General features: G+C 42.4%; 13 protein-coding genes. 4 read left to right on the top strand and 9 right to left on the bottom strand.

Going from position 1 to position 18,050, the window contains the following annotated elements:
- Nucleotides 1–212: 212 nt before the first annotated feature.
- The 3 genes from H6571_08665 to H6571_08655 all read left to right on the top strand — a co-directional run bounded on the left by H6571_08665 (nucleotide 213) and on the right by H6571_08655 (nucleotide 6,502).
- The gene (locus H6571_08665) at nucleotides 213–3,080 is read left to right on the top strand and encodes an insulinase family protein (protein MCB9323791.1); all 2,868 of its coding nucleotides are present in this window, start codon (nucleotides 213–215) and stop codon (nucleotides 3,078–3,080) included.
- Nucleotides 3,081–3,605: 525 nt separating this feature from the next.
- Nucleotides 3,606–4,490 carry a hypothetical protein gene (locus H6571_08660; GenBank protein MCB9323790.1) on the top strand — a complete coding sequence of 295 codons (885 nt, stop codon included), beginning with the start codon at nucleotides 3,606–3,608 and terminating at the stop codon, nucleotides 4,488–4,490.
- 326 nt (nucleotides 4,491–4,816) lie between these two features.
- Nucleotides 4,817–6,502, top strand: coding sequence for a formate--tetrahydrofolate ligase (locus H6571_08655; protein ID MCB9323789.1), 1,686 nt, complete (start codon nucleotides 4,817–4,819; stop codon nucleotides 6,500–6,502).
- 201 nt (nucleotides 6,503–6,703) lie between these two features.
- On the opposite strand, the gene H6571_08650 is transcribed toward H6571_08655, so the two are convergent.
- The 6 genes from H6571_08650 to H6571_08625 all read right to left on the bottom strand — a co-directional run bounded on the left by H6571_08650 (nucleotide 6,704) and on the right by H6571_08625 (nucleotide 12,481).
- Nucleotides 6,704–7,249, bottom strand: coding sequence for a hypothetical protein (locus H6571_08650; GenBank protein MCB9323788.1), 546 nt, complete (start codon nucleotides 7,247–7,249; stop codon nucleotides 6,704–6,706).
- A gap of 90 nt (nucleotides 7,250–7,339) precedes the next feature.
- Nucleotides 7,340–7,771 (bottom strand): DUF4783 domain-containing protein, encoded by a 432-nt coding sequence (locus H6571_08645; protein MCB9323787.1) that lies wholly within the window; start codon nucleotides 7,769–7,771, stop codon nucleotides 7,340–7,342.
- A gap of 75 nt (nucleotides 7,772–7,846) precedes the next feature.
- The gene (locus H6571_08640; protein MCB9323786.1) at nucleotides 7,847–8,419 is read right to left on the bottom strand and encodes a sigma-70 family RNA polymerase sigma factor; all 573 of its coding nucleotides are present in this window, start codon (nucleotides 8,417–8,419) and stop codon (nucleotides 7,847–7,849) included.
- A 213-nt stretch (nucleotides 8,420–8,632) separates the two neighbouring features.
- The gene (locus H6571_08635) at nucleotides 8,633–10,849 is read right to left on the bottom strand and encodes a response regulator (GenBank protein ID MCB9323785.1); all 2,217 of its coding nucleotides are present in this window, start codon (nucleotides 10,847–10,849) and stop codon (nucleotides 8,633–8,635) included.
- Nucleotides 10,850–10,880: 31 nt separating this feature from the next.
- Entirely contained in the window at nucleotides 10,881–11,576 is a 696-nt protein-coding gene (locus H6571_08630) for a response regulator transcription factor (GenBank protein ID MCB9323784.1), read from the bottom strand.
- Nucleotides 11,577–11,884: 308 nt separating this feature from the next.
- Nucleotides 11,885–12,481: a hypothetical protein gene (locus tag H6571_08625; GenBank protein MCB9323783.1), complete on the bottom strand. Its 597-nt coding sequence runs from the start codon at nucleotides 12,479–12,481 to the stop codon at nucleotides 11,885–11,887.
- A gap of 476 nt (nucleotides 12,482–12,957) precedes the next feature.
- On the opposite strand from H6571_08625, the gene H6571_08620 reads away from it, so the two are divergent.
- Nucleotides 12,958–13,185 carry a hypothetical protein gene (locus H6571_08620; protein MCB9323782.1) on the top strand — a complete coding sequence of 76 codons (228 nt, stop codon included), beginning with the start codon at nucleotides 12,958–12,960 and terminating at the stop codon, nucleotides 13,183–13,185.
- Nucleotides 13,186–13,211: 26 nt separating this feature from the next.
- On the opposite strand, the gene H6571_08615 is transcribed toward H6571_08620, so the two are convergent.
- From H6571_08615 to H6571_08605, 3 genes are all read right to left on the bottom strand, one after another.
- Entirely contained in the window at nucleotides 13,212–14,036 is an 825-nt protein-coding gene (locus tag H6571_08615) for a phosphopeptide-binding protein (GenBank protein ID MCB9323781.1), read from the bottom strand.
- Nucleotides 14,037–14,105: 69 nt separating this feature from the next.
- Nucleotides 14,106–16,499, bottom strand: a complete 2,394-nt coding sequence (locus H6571_08610; GenBank protein ID MCB9323780.1) for a glucan 1,4-alpha-glucosidase — start codon at nucleotides 16,497–16,499, stop codon at nucleotides 14,106–14,108.
- A 76-nt stretch (nucleotides 16,500–16,575) separates the two neighbouring features.
- A complete protein-coding gene (locus tag H6571_08605) occupies nucleotides 16,576–17,973 on the bottom strand; it encodes a hypothetical protein (GenBank protein ID MCB9323779.1) in 1,398 nt (465 codons plus the stop codon).
- Between the last annotated feature and the right edge of the window lie 77 nt (nucleotides 17,974–18,050).

The raw sequence follows: 18,050 nt of genomic DNA, 5'->3' as shown, positions 1-18,050 counted from the left end.
TTGTCGATAAATCCTGTGCATTAGACGGCTATTCATGAAAGTTTAGCCAAAACGATATAATACTTTTAAAACTTTCACTATCTTCAAGTTCCCAAGTTATAACCTGTTAATAGCCTTGGCTTTACCGGAAGTCCCAACGGAACATTACACCTTTTGGCTGAAATCTCATCATTAAATTTTTTCGACTTTTTAAAACTAAAAATTCACCTGATATGAAATTATCAAAATTATTGCTTTTGTCGATGGCCGCAATCTTCGTGATGGGGTGGTCTTCCTGTAATAAAGACGGAGGAGGTAATACTTCTTCCGCCAACCCGGATGAGTTGAAGATCGATTATGAAAAGTATACGCTGGACAATGGCCTGGATGTTATCTTGCATAAAGATGATTCTGACCCTATCGTTTCGGTGGCAATTATGTTCCATGTCGGATCTAACCGTGAAAAACCCGGACGGACGGGGTTCGCTCACTTCTTTGAACATATGTTGTTCCAGAATTCTGAAAATGTGGGGAAAGGAAACTTTTTCAAAATCATCGAGGAAATGGGAGGCGACTTTAACGGAGGAACCTGGAATGATGGCACCGTTTATTATGAAGTGGTACCCAAAGATGCACTGGAGCAGATTCTCTGGATGGAAAGTGACCGTATGGGATTCATGATCAATACCGTTACGGATGCCGTTTTCCAGAATGAAAAACAAATTGTAAAAAATGAGAAACGTCAGCGGGTGGATAACCAGCCTTATGGCCATACCGGTTATGTGATCGGTAAAGCCCTTTATCCTGAAGGCCATCCATACAACTGGCAGGTAATAGGAAGTCTCGAAGATCTTGATGCAGCAACCCTTGAGGATGTGAAAGAATTTTACCAAAAATGGTACGGCCCGAATAACGCAACTATGGTCGTAGCAGGAGATATTGATTTTGAGGGGGCTAAAAAACTTGTCGCAAAGTATTTTGGCGAAATTCCGGCGAAAGAAGAAGTGCAGCACCCTGAACCTCAACCCGTGACCCTGGCCAACACCATCAAATTGATGCATGAAGATAACTTTGCCCAGCTTCCTGAACTGCGTATGGTATGGCCTTCAGTTGAAGAGGGAAATCCTGATAAATTTGCACTCAATTATCTTGGCGAATTGCTTTCCCAGGGAAAACGTGCTCCTTTGTATAAGGAAATCGTGGAAAATCAAAAATTGGCTCCTTCCGTTGGCGCTTATAACGGCGATCGGGAGATTTCCGGAGAATTCACTATTCGGGTGCGGGCTAATTCAGGCGTCGACCTCGATGCCGTTCAGGCTGCAATCTTCAAGGCTTTTGGTGATTTTGAGACCAATGGCATCGATGACAGGGATATGGAGCGCATTAAGAACACCCAGGAAACCGATTTTTATAACGGCATTTCCAGCTTGTTGGGCAAATCATTCCAGTTGGTACAATACAATGAATTTCATGGTGATCCGGGAGGACTTTCCAAAGAAATCAAAAATATCCTCGCCGTAACCAAGGAGGATGTCATGCGTGTTTATCAAAAATATATAAAAGACAAAAATTACCTCGCAACGAGTTTTGTTCCCAGAGGTATGCCTGAACTGGCACTTGAAGGGTCTGAGCTGGCTCAGGTGGTCGAAGAACCTATCGTTGCCGGGGCAGAACCATTGCCACTACCGGAAGACAATGAAGCTTTTGAAAAGACTCCATCAACCTTTGATCGTAGTATAATGCCGCCATTGGGAGAAACTCCTGTGGTGAAAACACCTTCTATCTGGAACACTAAACTTTCCAATGGATTGGAGGTGTATGGTATTCAAAATAATGAATTGCCTCTTGTAGAATTCAGCCTCAGATTGAAAGGCGGAATGCTTTTGGATGACCCGAATAAAATAGGGGTGGCCAACCTTATGACAGATATCATGCAGGAAGGTACCGCCAACAAAACACCGGAAGAACTGGAAGATGCCATCGGACAACTCGGGGCCGATATTTCCATGTCCACCTCCTCTGAATACATTAGCATCAATGCTAGCTGCCTGAGTCGTAATTACGAAGCCGTATTGGCACTCATGGAAGAAATGTTGCTCGAACCACGATGGGATGAAACAGAATTTGCTCGCTTAAAATCAAGCACCATCACCCGCATTCAGCAGAGTAATGGACAACCGGACCAGATCGCAGCACGTTGTTTTAATAAGCTGATCTACGGAAAAGACAATATCTTATCCAATTCAACAAGCGGAACCATAGAATCAGTTGAATCCATTACCCTGGATGATCTTAAAAACTTCTATGCCGCGAATTACTCTCCTTCCGTATCCAGCTTCCACCTTGTGGGCGCTGTATCTAAGGACAGAACCCTCAAAGCACTGAAGTCTCTGGAGGAAAAATGGCCATCAAAAGAGGTGAAATTCCCTGAACTTCCTGAGCCTAAGGTATTGGAAAAATCTGCCGTTTATTTCGTGGATATTCCGGACTCCAAGCAATCCGTCATCAGGGTGGGAGGACTTGCCATGAAAGGAGGCGATGATGATTATTATGCAGCCACCGTGGTGAACCAACGTTTGGGCGGAGGTACTTCCGGCCGACTGTTTCAGCAGTTGCGTGAGGAAAAAGGATATACTTATGGTGCTTACTCCGCCATTACACGAAGAATTAATAATGGAGCATTTGTTGCCTATGCCAGCGTTCGTTCCAACGTAACCAAGGAATCAGCTATCCTTTTCAAAGATATTCTTCAGAATTATAAGGAAGGCTTTTCGGAAGAAGATCTCGAAAAAACAAAAAGTATGCTGATCAAAGGCAGCGCGCTCAGTTATGAGACTTTAAACGATAAAATGGGAATCCTGGAAAATATTTCCACCTATGGATTGTCAAAAGACTACCCGGCTAAGGAACAAAAGGTCGTAATGGATATGACGCTTGAAAAAGCAAAAGAACTCATTGACAAACACCTCGTTTCCAAAAACCTTATTTATATGGTGATTGGAGATGCAAAAACTCAGGCATCTGGGATGAAAGACGTGGGCTTCGGCGATCCTATCATGTTGGATAAAGAAGGAGAAGTCATTGAAACCGTAGCAAACTAGGATTCAATCCGAAAATATTGTTTAGGATTAGATTCCTGAAACATAAACATGAGTCATCCCGAATTTCATCTAATCAGATTAAATTCGGGATTTTTCTTTTACAAAAGAAATAAACCGCAAAACCTGCCTTCCGTCGCGGCAGCAGGCAAGGTTTAAAACAAGTAACCGCAAAATTTAGAAGTGTTTGGGTCGTGGGTTAGGTGTTTTGCGACAAAAAATGACTTTTTTCCAAAACCCAAACCTTTTGCCCACTCACTTTTACACCTGCCTTCCTGCGTGAGCAGGCAGGTTTTAAATTCCTTGTTTTACATTTTACATTTAAAAAATACTTCAAATAATCAAAAAAATCTTTTTCAGACAGTTTTTGAAAATTCGGGATGAACTCATGTTTTTATGGAAAGCTGGCCTGGTAAATGATAGGGATTAAAATTTGGGATATTTTGACCGGTTATTCACCCGCAGAACATTAGAGAAATCATATTTTGAAATGATCGGATCCTTTTGTAACTTTAAGGAAAACCTATCATGAGACATTTATTTTTTTTAATGGCTTTCCTGGTACTAGCCACCTTCTGCAGTTGTGATTATTACTATTCCGATGTTCCCATTACGGACAGTACCAATGCGAAAATAGACCGGAATCTACTGGGGGAGTGGGTCATTCCTGAATATTCCGATTCGTTGCTCGATCCCGACATCGTGATAAAATTGATTGAATTTACAGAAAGCGAATATCTGGCCGTTGTAAAGTATATGGAGAACGGAGGGAGCGACATCAGGGATGTAATGGTTTACAAAGTCCACCATTCAAATGTCGGGGATTATCGTTTTTTGAATGTTCAGAATATCGAAGACGATCAACTGGATAAAAAATACAGTTTTTGGGTTCTGGACAGAACATCTCCGGATAGTGTTAGCGCCCGTTACATTACAGATACCCTGGAGAACCGGTTCCGAAAAAGTGCCGACTTTGAAAAATTCCTGCAAAATTCAACGACAGCACTCGAGGAAATTTACCTGAGTGAATCTATTCCTTTTTATCGCTGGAAAGCACTTTCCTGGAATGTTGTAAACCAGACCGCTCAAACAAATGATTTCGAAGCCTTATGGCTCTTCGAAGGCAGTGTGGAGGAGGATAAGCTCCTTGAAGCAAGCCTGGAGGAATTACATCAAATGGAAAAAACTGTTCTGGTCGGGCCCGCAGTGAAGGTGCATTTTGAAGGGTATCACCTTCGTTCCAATGAACCCCTGATGTGGAACATTCCCCGGTATGGCGCAATTTTGCTAAGGAATGGTAAGATGATTAAAGTGAAAATCAACCGGAATGGTGACCTGCTTTATGACATGACCAACCAACGCAATTATAAAACAGAAAATAAAGAATCCTGGGAGGATTTGTTTACCCATTAGAACGATTATTTTGAGCAGTCAAAGACAGACTTACGCTTTCCTTTCATTTTTCGTTACCGTACATTTTTTTGTTCCATCTGGGTGAACCAATCATGAATTTTCGGGACTTTCCCAAAAAGTGTACGGTAGCGAATTCATTTTCAAATCAGGAAACCAGGATACATTTCACTACCCAAAGTTTCATCATTTCTTAAGGAAACCATATATTGCAGGCCGGTCGAAAATGAGGCATCTTAAGTAATGGTTTGAATTCATTGAACTGAGCCATACTGCAATTTGCTTAATCTTTTTCTACCGTTTTCTAGCCAAATAAATTAAATAAAATCATGGGAAAAAACATTGTGCCCAGCGATATCGATATCGCACAACAGGCCAAAATGCAACACATCAGAGACGTTGCCTCAAAACTGAATATTGATGAAGACGATCTTGAACTTTACGGAAAATATAAGGCAAAACTTCCCCTCTCGCTGATCGATGAGGCAAAAATTGCCAAGAGTAATCTCGTCCTCGTTACTGCCATTACACCTACCCCCGCCGGGGAAGGAAAAACTACTGTTTCCATCGGGCTTTCCGAAGGGATGAACAAAATCGGAAAACAAACTACGGTAGTATTGAGAGAACCTTCCCTGGGGCCTGTTTTTGGCATTAAGGGAGGAGCTGCAGGAGGCGGCTATTCACAGGTTGTGCCCATGGAAGATATCAACCTCCATTTTACCGGTGATTTTTCGGCCGTAGAAAAGGCCAATAACCTGCTTGCTGCCTTAATTGACAATAATATTCAAGGAACTACCAATAACCTGGGCATCGATCCAAGGACCATTGCCTGGAAAAGAGTGATGGACATGAATGACCGCTCCCTGAGAGATATCGTCATTGGTCTCGGAGGGACAGGAAATGGTATCCCTCGCCAGGACGGCTTCAACATTACCCCTGCTTCGGAGGTTATGGCAATCCTTTGTATGGCCAGGAATTTTCCGGACCTCAAAGAAAAACTGGGCAACATTTTTGTCGGGTTTACTTTTGATAAAAAACCCGTTTATGCCCGGGATCTCAAGGCGGAAAATGCTATGGCTATTTTGTTGAAAGATGCGGTCAAACCCAATCTGGTGCAAACCCTGGAGGGCAATCCTGCCATTATCCACGGCGGGCCTTTTGCAAATATTGCTCAGGGTACAAATACCATTATCGCTACTAAAACAGGCATGTCGTTGTCCGAATACGTAGTGACGGAAGCCGGATTTGGCGCTGACCTGGGCGCTGAAAAGTTCCTCGACATCAAATGCGTTTACGGCGGACTGAAACCCAAAGCAGTGGTACTCGTTGCTACCATACGCGCTCTGCGCCATCATGGAGGTTCTCCTAAGGAGGAATACAATACCCCAAGCCTGGAAAGGGTACAAAAAGGTTTTGAAAACCTGGAAAAACACATCGAGAACATCAAAAAGTTCGGCATCAACCCATTGGTCGCCATCAATGCCTTTGCCAGCGACAGTGAGGCAGAGATCAATTTTGTTAAAGAAAAATGCGCCACCCTTGGAGTCAAAGCTGTTCTAAGTGAAGGATGGGCCAAAGGAGGGGCAGGAACCACTGATTTGGCCAGGGCATTGGTGGAAGAGGTTGAATCAGGAAAAAATGAATTCAGGGCCCTGTACGACTGGAACCTTTCCATCGAAGAAAAAATGGATATCATTGCCAGGGAAATTTATGGTGCCGACGGGGTGGATCTCTCCAAGGAAGCCCAGGTTGGCCTCAACAGGATCAAGCGACTGGGCATGGAAAACCTTCCCGTATGTATGGCCAAAACACAGAAATCATTTTCGGATAATGAAAAGTTACTCGGCCGCCCAACAGGGTTTCGTGTGACGGTTCGCGAATTCGAGTTTGCCGCCGGCGCAGGATTTGTCATTCCCATACTTGGAAAGATGATGCGTATGCCAGGCTTGCCGGCCAGGCCTGCTTCGGAAGGGATGTCTATCGATGATAATGGCGTAATTTCGGGGTTGAGTTAGACCACGATGTTTAATGTAAATACATAAAAAATTAATGGTGCCCGGTTAAACCCAGGGAAATATCCTGGGGAAATGTAAAATTTAGAATGATAAATTAAAAATGTAAAAGTGTTGATTTTCAGTGATTTACATGATTAAAATTGTCAATTTATTTTTGAACTGTTCCCTGGTTTTTTGATGTTGTCTTTTATCAGAAATCAATCACAAATCGCCCTTCTTATTTTTAGGTGGCGAGGTGGCAGGATAACGGTTTTTGACGATTTGAAGGTTTTCATAATGTATGGATGTCTTTAGGTTTTTTTTAGCCTGCAGACAAAAGTCAAAGAGAAACCTGGAAACCGCATCAAAACTTTCCGGGTGGTTTTGTGAAGAAAGGAATTCTCCATTAGGCAGCACAAACCAGAAGGTTAGGTTCGTGCCGTCATTCTGTCCGTTGTATTGGGACTGGATATAGATATCCAGTTTTTCTGGACAGATCTTCGGGAGTAATGCATCTTCAGTAAGTAACACAGGCTGACTGGTGTTGACAATATACGTTTTAAATCCTTTGTTGTCCATTTGACTGGCCCAGGAATCCAGGGTCAGTTTCTGGTCTGCATCAATATTCAAAAGGTAAGCATTGTGGGGTGCTGCTCCCATGCTTTCCGGGGACTCTACCACGTCATAGCTGGTCATGTAATCGGATTGTGACCATAAGGATACATAACCGAAAAGGGTGAGGAGGGTGGTTATTATTAAATTTTTCATCGTTGATTTGTGTGTGTGAATCAATTTGTTTGCGTGAGTGTTTGAAATTGAACCGTTTATATAAATTGTACCTGCCCCAGAGCATTAGGGTCAGTCAGTCATGACAGTAATGTCTAGTTGTTCGATCTTGTTATTAAAAATGGTACCGTAAAATCCATAGTTTTTTCCCGTGGTTACCAGAGTACCTTTGATATACGAAGATCCTTGCATCCTCCCGGGGATAATCCTTTTTCGGGTAAAACTCCTAATCTTGTGTTGGGTAAAAAAAGTAATGAGGGCCTCCCTGGCTTCTGCCTTATTGTTGGATTTCCCGGTTTCAGGGCAATAAAAATTAATGCCATCGGTGAAATACTTACTGAGTTGCTCCGCATCTCCTGATTGTATAGCTGAAATTATCCCGGTGTCAAAATGAACTGATCTTTCCTCCCGTTTCTCCGTTAACATCGTTGCCCAGGCTGTGAGTAAGATCAGAACACCAGTGGCCAAAGCAATAATCCATGTAGCTTTTGAAATTCTCATCATTTCAAGGTTTTGATTCCGGTATCTCTTAAAAGAAAACGGCTTTGGTCAAAGTCACCGGGAAAATTAAAATTTCGATCAGGCGCGGTTGGGATAATCATTTTCATACATATTGATGATGTGATGACGTGCACGTAATAAACGCATTTTTACTGCGCTTTCTTTCAGGTGCATATCGTTACTCATTTGTTCGATAGACAGGCCATTGACGTATTTCATTTTGAGAATACGACCATCCGGTGTGTTCAGGAGTTTGGGCAATACAGCAAGTTTGTGTTCTTTCTCTTGCAGTGCTTCGATTCCTGAATTATCTTCAGCTGGCAAGTTGAATTCATCCACGTTTTCCATCCGGAGGCGGTCATTTTTTTTATGGATATTCAGCACTACATTTCTGGTAACACTGAATAGCCAGGCAACCCAAAGTTCAGGATTTTTAAGCGTTGAAAGTCTTTCAAATACTTTGATAAAAACCTCCTGAGTGGCATCCTGTGCCGCTTGCATATCGTTTAAGGACTTCAGGCAGTATTGCTCCACTTTTGGGTAATATCGGTTATATAGGGTAGTAAATGCCTGGGAGTCTTTTTTGCATTGAAATGCGTTTACCAAATCGAGGTCGGGACTTTGTGCGAAGGTGTTTTCAAATGTTTGCATGGCTCTGTTTTTTTAGTGACGATTAAATAAATTTGATACCTCAAAAATAGCATCATCCAACAGACCAGTTGGGATTGTTCGGTGAAACGGGAAAAAGTGTCGTTGAATGGAGTGGTCAGGGGAGTTGGGGGGGGTGAGGCAGAATGAGCCATATTGGCTATGGGCAATTTCGGGGGGAAGCTCATATATGTTTCCAGGTGAATGTTGAAAAGATCAATCCATTTTTATTTGTTGTAGAAAATTTTCGGCTTCGGTGTGAGACTTCCTGATGTCATCCAGCATGGCATACAAATTTTTCTCATTGGGGACCTCTCTTTTGGCTTCTGTTTCCATGTTGTTCAAAAGGTCGCCAAACATTTCACCGAACCCCATATAACCTACGGTACTTTTCATACTATGTGCGATGGCTGCCACTTCACTGAAATTACTGGCCTGGAGGGCATCCGATAAATGTATAAGCTCTTTGTTTGATTGGCTTTTGAACAGAGCGATCATTTCCCGGAGCACTTCGGGTTTACCTTTTGATATATCGAGGAGATATTGATGATCGAACCCTTTTGACTCGCTAAACTTAACAGGAGAGGCAGGTGATTGGTCGTTCCCTGTAGCGGGCCGGACATAGCGATTGATCAGTTCCAGCAGTTCTACTTCCCGGAGTGGTTTGGAAATATAATCTGTCATTCCATAACGTATACATTTTTCGCGTTCTCCTGCAAATGCATGAGCTGTAGTGGCAATGATGGGCACCTCAAGACCCAACTCCTGGCGGATAGCCGTGGAGGCGGTATAACCGTCCATTTCAGGCATTTGAATATCCATCAGGATCAGGTCATATTTTTTTTCACGAAGCATCTCAAGAGCTATTTTACCGTTTGCAGCATGGTCATGCTCATAGTCCCATTCATCGAGGAGGAGTTCTGCAACCCTTTTGTTCATGGGGTTGTCCTCTACCAGGAGGATACTTATATGCTTATCCTGAATTTTCGTTTTTGGATTGGTTTCCAGGGTGTTTTTCCGGATCTCCGGATTAATATCAAAAGGTAAGATTACCGTGAAGGTCGTTCCTTTGTCTGGTTCACTTTCTACGTTGATGGAACCATGCTGGGCTTCCACCAGTTGCTGGGTGATGGTCAGGCCGAGTCCTGCTCCTCCGAATTTGCGTGTTGTATCTGACGAGGCTTGCTGGAACCGTTCAAAAATGCCCGCCAGTTTCTCCTTGGCAATACCGATACCGGTATCTTCAAGGGTTAAAATAATATCTACGTTTTCAGATTTTTTTTCCTTGCAGCTGATCTTCAGTATTACTTCTCCCTGCTGGGTAAACTTGAAGGCATTGCCCAGTAAATTAACCAGGATCTGGGTGAGCCTTGTGGGGTCGCCGATCAGGTTACCGGGTACGTCTGCTTTTATTTCAGTTGTAAACCCGAGATTTTTTTCGTTTGCCCGGTACTGGAACATATTTTTTATGGAGTGTATAAGGCTGTGGAGGTCGAAAGGTATTTTTTCCAGGCGCAGGGCTCCTGCTTCGATTTTAGAAAAATCGAGGACATCATTGATAATGGACAAAAGGTTTTCGCTGCTGGTACTGATACTATGGACAAATTCTGATTGTTTAGGTTGAAGTTCCGTACGTTGCAACAGGTTCGAAAACCCTATAATTGCATTGAGCGGGGTACGTATCTCATGGCTCATATTGGCGATGAACTGCTCTTTTAAAAAAGCCGCCTGTTCTGCCTTTTCCTTGGCTTCAATGAGGTTGTTGACCAGTTCCTGTCGACGTTTGGCCGTCCGGAAAAGGTAGTAGAGAGAAAAAGCAGCGATCAGCAATACAAAGGCAACACCGGCAAAACTGACCCACCTCAGTTTAGTGGCCATACTGCTTTTTTTATCTACGGATTCCATCAAATACTGACGATGGAAGTGTCTCAGCGCGTCAGTCAGGGAGAGGATGCTGTCCCTCAGCTCAGTACCTTCAACAAAATTTGGAAACTGATCCAGAGCACCATCTCCTCCATTGCGATAAGCGCTGATGATCTGCCGGTTGAAAGTAATTTTTCTATTGACGAGATCTTCCAGTTTTTCCAGATGGCTGTTTGTTCGATCATTTTGAAAAAAGCGTCTAACACCGATCATTTCTTTTTCAATGCTAGTGATGGACTCCTCTGCCTGGATCGCGAATATCTCATCGCTTGTTTTAATGAAATTTTCCTGCGTGTGGATAAGCTCGATAAGGTGTCGGTCGAGGTTTTGCAGGTGTCCTGTGCCGTCATATACGCCCATTACCTCACTGTTGGTCTCATCGAACTCACGTAATGTTTTGAGGTTCGTCAGATGGGCAAAGAGAGCCATGAGCAGGATGGCCACCAGTACGAGGGCCAGTTGCCAGTCCTGTCTTCCCAGTTTGAATAACTTGTCGCTCTTTTTTTCCATTATTTGGGCATAACGTTTTTCAATAATGCTTTTAAAGCACGTTCAGTCTGTCCATAAGGTTCTTTTTGTTGCTTTCACTGACGGGAATGAGGTGCTTGCCGATTTTCAGAGAGTTTTGTTCGAGATTTTCGATTTTGCCGACGGCAATTATATAACTTCGGTGGACCCGGAGAAACCGTTCCTCCGGTAGTTTTTCTTCGAGGGCTTTTAAGGTAAGGTGAACCATGAATTTCTTTTCATCAGTTTGAAAAACGACATAATCTCCCAGGGCCTGCAGGAAAAGAATATCTTCGAAACCAATGCGAACTAGCTGATTATCCACCCTGACGAAAAGGTGGTCAGTGCCCAGATTATGGAGGTCAGCATAAGATTGGGAGGTCATGCGGTCAGCGGCCCGTTGGACGGCCTTTAGAAGGCGTGGTATGGAAACGGGTTTAACAATATAGTCAACCACTTCCAGTTCAAACCCCTCAACAGCATATTCTGTCTTGGAAGTGATCAGGATAACCAGAGGTTTTATTTCCAGGCTTTGCAATAACTCCAAACCGCTCATGCCGGGCATTTCCACATCGAGAAGTAACAGATCGGCAGGTGTTTTTTGCAAAAAATTAAAAGCCTCCATGGCGCTTTTACATTCTTCTACAGAATCCAGAAATTCAATATCATCTACCATTTTACGGAGGGCAAGGCGGGCCATTGGATTGTCATCAATGATGAGGCAGGTCATAGGTTGCTGTTTTAGCCAAAATTAATAAAAATTGAACAGAAGCAACAGGGTAAATATCATTTTACTGCAACACAAATTCGTGGCTACCATGTTAAATTTGGACAGGAGACAAAGGACAGGAATCAGAAAATATGTTTCCCCTGCTTCGGTCTTCGATCTTCCTTCCTTGATTATCAATAGAATACAATGCATTTATGCCATTTAGTGGAATAGAAATGGTGTTAGTTAATTCCGTTGGTTCACAACAAAAGATATGAGCCACTTCTCCTCGGAGGTGACTCATATCCAATTGCCGAAAAAGAGTTTTTCTAACTGTCCATATTACATTCACAGGAAGACCGGTTAAATAACATTTTGTGTTTTCGTCCAATTTTTACCAGATCCCCGTTGCCATCGTAAATGGTGTATTTTTTTTCATTCCCTTTGGTCAAGGCTACTTTGTAGTGAATTGTTTCCTGATCATTTCTATTGATGTGAACCGTTTCATGGTCAGATGCAGTTACCCAACCCGGGAACTCCTTGTAGATGTTTTTTTGAATGGTATGAGGGAGGGCGGTATCTTTCATCGTTTCAGTGAATGATATCAAATTTCCATCGGCATCGTAAACACCTTCTCCAGAGATGTTCCTGCCGGAGAAATTTACATCGTAGTTGGTGTACTTCTTGTCAGTCAGGTTTTTATGCTCGGGATTGAAGGTAACGACCCATTCCTTATCCAGAATCTTAGCCGGAATAGCATAATAATCGGTTACAGTTAAGCCATCTTCAAGATTTTGAGTAATGGCGGTTACTTCTTCTGCCGGCACTTGTTCTTCTTTTAGTTTTGCAAAAAAGATTTCATCCTGTGCATTGCTTAAACTGACCACAAATGCGGCAAGTGCAATAGAGAAAATTAACTTTTTCATGATAATAATTTTTTGTGTTAATAAATTCTGTTCTGTTTTACGTCAAGTGGCGTTTTTAGAATCATTGAAAAGATGATGTTTAGGGTAAAAGTCACAACGGGGAAAAAACAATTTTTTAAGGTGAAATTGTTCAACGTTTCAGGATTCTGATTCACCGATTTTTATGTTCGTTTCAGCGAAAAACAAAATCTTACAGGGTCCCTTTTTTTTTGAAATTTTTTCTTTTGTATAGCAAAAAACAAAACTCCTTAGGGCTTTAAGGAACAGTTTAAAAATAAATTGACAATTTTAATCATGTAAATCACTGAAAATCAACACTTTTACATTTTAAATTCCTTGTTTTACATTTTACATTTAAAAAATACTTCAAATAATCAAAAAATTTCTATTTCTAACAGTTTTTGAAAATTCGGGATGACTCACCTTCCTGCGGCATCAGGCAGGCTAAAGCACTTATGAGAAGCATTACCGCGTAAATGAAGAAAATGTGCACTATTGCCAGCATACTTTGGATGAGGAATATGGCCATCAGGAATATGTGGTGGTGGTTTTCAAGGCATGAGTTTTTTGAAGAAGCCGGAGGCATTGATTCGACCCCCGGCTTTTATAATTCTCCCCGGATGAAGGCAAACCGGTTATTCATCGGCAGACTTCCCATCTTAATGACACAGAATCAAATTGAAACCGTTTTCAGTAAGTTGTAAGGACCCGGAATGCTGCAAATGATAGATTATTTACCTTCCGTAGGGTCTTTGCTTAGGTTAAAAGACCTTATGATAGGGTTGTAAGGTGAATTGACAGGCTCATCCCTGGCGTCCATGAAAATCAGTTTGATGATGTTTTTGCCCATGGGCAGATTTTCGATGTAGTAGGGGCGCCACTCTTTTAGGTAATTGGTCAACTGGTGGTTTACATCCACTGCCACAGAGTATTTGCCATCCCCCAGCTCTGCATTGATGACGAAAAAATCCAGTAATACTTTATTGGTTTCCTGTTCTCCGACATAATTGCCCTTGGGTCTGCTGTAGAATAACATCGGTTCTTTTATGTCTTCTGCTTTCACAAAACTACCGTTCTTTACCGTGACCCTCTGAGCGATATAGGCCTTGCCATTTTTAATGCTTTCATGGTAGGAACGACTCAGGAAAGCCAGAATGATGTGGTCGCCATCCGGGATTGTATAATCAAATTCTGGCGTATAATGGGCTGTATAAGGCTGATCATCAATGATGAGGTGAATATGTTGCCCTTGGGCTGAATTGGCACACATCATCTGACTTGCATCCGGTGTTTGTTCCCCCAGTTTGAAATCAGTGCCGCTATATTTAAAAACAAATCTGCCGTTTTTATACGTCATGCTCTCAAGTTTTGCATCGTCGTATTTCGTTGAAACAGGAGCAGGCACCAGTTTATATTCTTCCTCGCTGGTGGTACTTTGTTCATCACTGGCCTTATTGACGGATAATGAGTTGTCTGTTTCGTTATTGTTTGCTGTTCTACTGCATGACGCAAAAAGGAGAACCAGCAAAATCGGGAGCAATAAATAAGTTTTCATATCTAAAATAATTTTTTGAAAAGAATGAGTTTTTTATTGAAGTCACATCGGAGAACAAAAAATCCTGTTTCACGACTTATCGTTTGGAAGCATGGTAATCATATAATCCTTTTCAGTTTCATGGTTACCATTTTTCAAATGGAGGGTGAAGCGGATTATTCCTTTTTTTATTGATTTAGGTATTAAGTCGAGATAATGAATGTCTAAACCCATATCAATGGTATCTTCTTCCTTAATGTTTTTCCATTCATCCATAGTCCACCGGATAGTAGCCGGCTGGATCGTTTCAATACGCAGGAATTTACCAGCAGGTATTTCATTCACAGGCAGATCCGGTCGCCATATGACCATGTTAGAGGTCTTTTTTTCCTTCAGGTAGCGTTTTTCGGTAGGGCGCGGCATATCGAAAATGGCTTTTAGTTCGAGTGATTTAACCAGTTTAATGTATTCTGCATGTGCCCAGACGAGTGGCATGGCCGAACCACTATGCTGACCGTTAAAAAGACCTTTGGCGGGGATGTCTTCCCTGTCCCATATCTGTTCCGGCAGCAATCCGTTATTGGAGAAATTTTCAGTGGCATGAAGTAGTTGTCTGGCGCGTTTTAAATTTCCGGCAGCAATTTCATAGTGTGCCCGCTCGGCAGTGAGCAGGGGCCATGGACGGCCGCTTCCCGTTCCGTCATAGGCACTGCCATCGGTATGTTCTCCATAACCGTCAAGGGTATACCGATACCAGCAATCTCCCTTGAGCGTTTCTTTTTTCAACAATCTGTCAATTACTTTAACAGTGTTTAATATCCGGGGATCCCGGGCATCGCGAAGGCCGAAACGTACCAGGGCCAGTGGGTCGGTACTGACCATTTCAGTAATCGGGATGGAGCTCAGTTCTATTGGTTTGTTTTTCACCTGCATCAGCGTCTCATTCAGTTGGGCTGCAGGAGTGGTGGTCGGGTTTATTCTCAGATAGTAGCCTTCCAGATCCAGTTCACGGGATAGGTGTGTATTTTTGGCATAAAGCCAGGTATCAATACTGTCATTCCAGGCATCTGCATTTTGACGGCAATAATCGGCGATATTTTTTTCTCCCATTTCCTCCGCTAAATCAGCTGCGATTAAAAGTGCTGTTATAATTACGGAAGCGGTAAATGCGGAAATACCGGATTGTTCTTCCCAGCGATCCTGCTCAGTGATGAGCCCACGTCTCAGCAGGAAGGCAACAGCTTTTCGGATGGTAGGCCAGTATTTAGGCAAATGCTTTTTGTGAATGGCTCCCTGTTTTATGCACAGGTCCACTAAAAGTACAGGCAGGGCTGTTTCATCGAGTTGGATGCCATACCTGCACGGCCGGCCGTCCAGCCACAGGTTTTGTGACCAATGGCCGTCTGATTCCTGTGTCACCATCAGAAAATTCAAAACTTTTATGGCATCGGTATTTTTCTTCATCGCCAGCAGTCCCCCGGCACATTCAACCATATCGCGTGGCCACACCAGGTGATAACCGCTTTCATCATCGTCTCCCATTTGATTACCCCAGGGGATAGATAAACTTGCCAACATTGCCCCGGGGAAGCTTTTGGATTGATGGGTCTTTAAAACTGATGCACTTACCCTGAAAAGCTCATCAGACCCGTTAGCACCAGGAATGCCTCGTTGCCAGTTTATCCATTCTTCGATGTAACTTTGCTTCAGGGCGTCAAAACCTTCCAGAATACTCGACAGGGCATGGTGGGCAGCCTCTTCCGGGGTCAGACCGAAACCAATGGCCAGATCGAAGTTATGCTTCCTGGAGCTTTTCCAATCAATCTCACCCCATAGGGCAACGTTCCCGTTTTCCGCACGCTGATATTCCCAGTTCATCTGGAAATGTTGCTTCAAATCCTGCCAGCCATCTGAAAAACCAACAAAACCTGCAGACCGTTTTTTCCAGGGAATTGAACAAACGAAGGCAAGTGCCACATCATCGTTTTGTGCAAAGAGCACGGGGTGACCCTTGTAGTCGGCAACCCAGGCAGTATTCCCCATACCCTGATTATTGAGGTGTGGCGCTAACAGTCCGTAAAGGTGATAATTGTCTTTTTTGATGGCTTTAAACTCAATATGCTGTATAACGGTATCTCGTGTCGGATCTGTGATCACTTGTTTGGTGATGGAATAACGTCCTTCCTTACAGACATTAGTAATGAGAAAGGCCGGAACTCCGGGAGCGATCTGTTGTGTTGAGCTAACGGTATGCCTTTTTTCTTCAGAAAAAAAATCTTTTCCGTTGGTAATGATTAATTCCATATCCCGTATGGCAGCCTTGTCGTTACGTGGATAATAAATCTCGTTTAGGATGCCGTGGCTGAGTGTAAAACTTACGGCACTGGCCAGATTGATGGCGGTGCCTACTCCGTCTTTGGAGCTGGGTGTCCAGCGGGGAGAAATACCTGGTGCGCCGGGAGCGGCTGTGAGAATCTTTTCCATTGTGTTTTTTTAGAAAAGATGTCTTTTTAGCAAAAAGTCACACAGGATTTCCCTGGATATGCTGATTGTTACAAAATTATCCCATTTCAATCATACTTAATAACCACTTCTTTTCCGTCAAAACCTCTTCCTTTTCGATCATTTTGGCTAAAGATGATTTTTCGACTTTGTCATACGGGTTTGTATTGGCTAATTTTCGGGTGTAACGAACGATATTCTGAAAGTTGGTTTTATGATATCCAATGATCCCTTTTCGTCTGATATAATTATTCATTGCATCCAAATGGGCGTATAATAAATTGGTTTCGCCTAATTCATAATAAGTCTTCAGCAAAAGTGTCTTCGCCGTGAGATTGAGCAAGAGATCCCTGTAATTTGCTTTTTGTAATAATTCCAACACCGCACCATAGTTTTTACGACTTAATTCAAGCCTTGCCGTATTGAAGCTGAAAGAGCTATCTCTGTATTTTCTTTCCAAAGCATTTTTATAACGCTGTATAAAAAACGCTACCCAGTTGAATTCACCGATCTTCAATCCAATGGCAACGACATTGTGGTAAGCAAATCGTGAAAGTACCCCATTTTCCAAAAGGTATTCGTTTTCAAGTCCTTCCTTATACAATTCGAATGCTTCACGAAAATAGAACTCATCCCCGTCGTTTAATTGCCGGACACAGTAATTGATGGCCATCAAATAAAGGTCTCTAATCTCATCCCGGGGAAACAGTGCTCCATTTTGAAGGACCAGCAATTTGAATTTTTTGAAGTAGTCTTCAGCCGTTTTCTTTTCAAACATTCGATACCCATAATAATAAATGCTAACCGCCGGTATATTCAATAGGTCGCTCTTTTGAACATGCTGCAACACCTCATCTGCCAGCTGGGGTTGCAATGTAGCATTGTAAACACTTTGGTGAGCTGCCAGCAAGCAAATATTCCTCAATTTCAGGGATAGATAGGAAAGGTCTATCGTATCCGACATCTCCAGAAGATTATTGGCCTCACTCGGTGAATCAGCGGAGGCCAACAGGTGTCGCTCCCATTGAAGGTGATAGGCATATTCATAATAACGTGCATTTCGATCAGGTTGATTATCGAGGTTATGTAAGGCCTTTTCGTAAGATTTTTTAAAAGCATCCGTTAATCCTCTTTTGCGATAAGCCTTCGTCAGGTAATACGAGGCTGCAAGTTCATCTTCTGAAAATTCCCTTATCAATAAATACTTTTCTATCAATCGAAAAAGATAACTTCGAACAAGCCTTAGTTTTTGATTATCGTATGAATCTCCGGGGAAAAGCCTGGCAAAAGTCTCCATTTGAGTTATTTCGGGTTCGGAAACGATTATTTCAAATAGCGCTTTGACGTCTTCCCTTTGATTAAAATAAGGAGAGTTTAAAAATTTTTTGATCCGGAAAATTTCCTGTTTATTAAACTGTGAAATAATTTTTTCTGTTTTTTCACTTTGTTTTTTCATTATTTTGTCAATATTATTTCTACAAAAATGTTCAATTAGTCAATAAAAAAAGACAATAAAACCATTTTTGTTTAAAA

The organism is Lewinellaceae bacterium, assembly GCA_020636105.1.
Classification (GTDB): domain Bacteria; phylum Bacteroidota; class Bacteroidia; order Chitinophagales; family Saprospiraceae; genus BCD1.
This window is presented reverse-complemented; position numbering and strand designations above follow the sequence as displayed.